The sequence below is a fragment of the Saccharopolyspora elongata genome, from assembly GCF_004348985.1.
GTDB lineage: Bacteria > Actinomycetota > Actinomycetes > Mycobacteriales > Pseudonocardiaceae > Saccharopolyspora > Saccharopolyspora elongata.
On the sequence record NZ_SMKW01000214.1, the window covers coordinates 1 to 1,453 of the forward strand.

Annotated in this window: 1 protein-coding gene; it reads left to right on the forward strand. The window is 64.2% G+C overall.

Going from position 1 to position 1,453, the window contains the following annotated elements:
• Window positions 1-1,445 (forward strand): diguanylate cyclase domain-containing protein (locus tag E1288_RS46360; protein ID WP_328592582.1); only part of this gene is annotated, 1,445 nt, incomplete at its 5' end.
• Window positions 1,446-1,453 lie beyond the last annotated feature (8 nt).

Sequence of the window (1,453 nt, forward strand, 5' to 3'; positions counted from 1 at the left end):
GAATTCTCCGACCTCGTCATACGCCTCATATCCCGACGGAGTTTCCGACCATGCATTCGCCACGTGAGTACGACTATCACGTCAGGCTTGCCGGAGACTTGACGAATCTTGCGCTTGAACAGCGCTGCTGGGATGACACCGCGCAGGCTCAATGCGCAGCGCACGGCCTCGCAGTACCCGGTTCGTCGGTGGACCGTTCAGGCGAACCTGTCCCGACGATGCCGGGCGGGGTGGCGGGTGCGGAGTGGCGATCGGTTTTCGATCAGGCGCCCGTGCCCACCGCGGTGCTGGATGTGCAGGGCCGCCCCCAGTACGTCAACCCGGCGCTATGCGATCTACTGGGCCACGAAGCCCCGGACTTAGTGCAGCCGCGCCCGCACGACACCTTGTGTCCAGGCCACGTGGTCCTGCAGAACGCCGTTGTCGGGGACACCCTCGCGCGCGGACACGCTGTGGCGGAAACGTGGTACCACAAGCCCGACGGCCAGACGATCTGGGTGCGGCTATCAGCTTCGGTGATCAACGATACCGTCGGCCGCCCGTGCTCCGTCCTGTTGCAGGCAGAGGACGTCACCACCCGCCGTAGCTGCGAAACCCTGTGGGACCAGTGCTTCGCCACGGCGCCGATCGGGATGGCCCTGCTGGATCTGCAGGGATATTGGACATCGGTGAACGACACATTATGCGACCTTCTGGGTTACCGTCGCGATGAAATTCTCGCAATGCACTTTTCCGACCTGACCTACCCCGGCGATGAAGAGCAGGGCGACACCGCCCTCGCCGATCTGCGTGCGGGCCGCACAAAGACCGTCAGCACGGAAAAACGCTACCGGCACAAGGACGGACACCCAATCACGGTACTGATCCGATCCAGCGTCGTCACCGGCCCGGACGGCCTGCCGTCCTTCCTCGTCAGCCACTACGAGGCGATCGGCAACGGACGCATGACCGATGCCCACCTCGCCCACCTCGCATTGCACGACCCGCTGACCGGACTGGCCAACCGCGCCTTACTCGCCGACCGCCTACACCACCACCTCGCCGCACTAGCCGGTAGCAGCGGCGTTCTGGCCGTACTCGTCGCCGACCTCGACCAGCTCAAACAAGTCAACGACCGCTACGGCCACCTCGCCGGCGACCATCTCCTGACCGCAGCCGCCCACCAACTGCTGGCCGGTGTGGACCCCAGTGCCACGGTGGCACGACTCGGCGGCGACGAATTCGTCGTCGCCAGCCTCGTCGACGACATCCCCACAGCCGAAACGCTACGGGACCGCATCGCTGAACTCCTCAACACCAAGACCACCGCAGCCGGACACCGGGTCAACCTGAAGGCCAGCGTCGGGATCGCCGTGACTCAAGACCCCACCACTGAACCAAAAGAACTCCTGCACCTAGCTGATCAAGACATGTACGCCCGCAAAAAGAACCCCCGAAACGCATAACACACGAC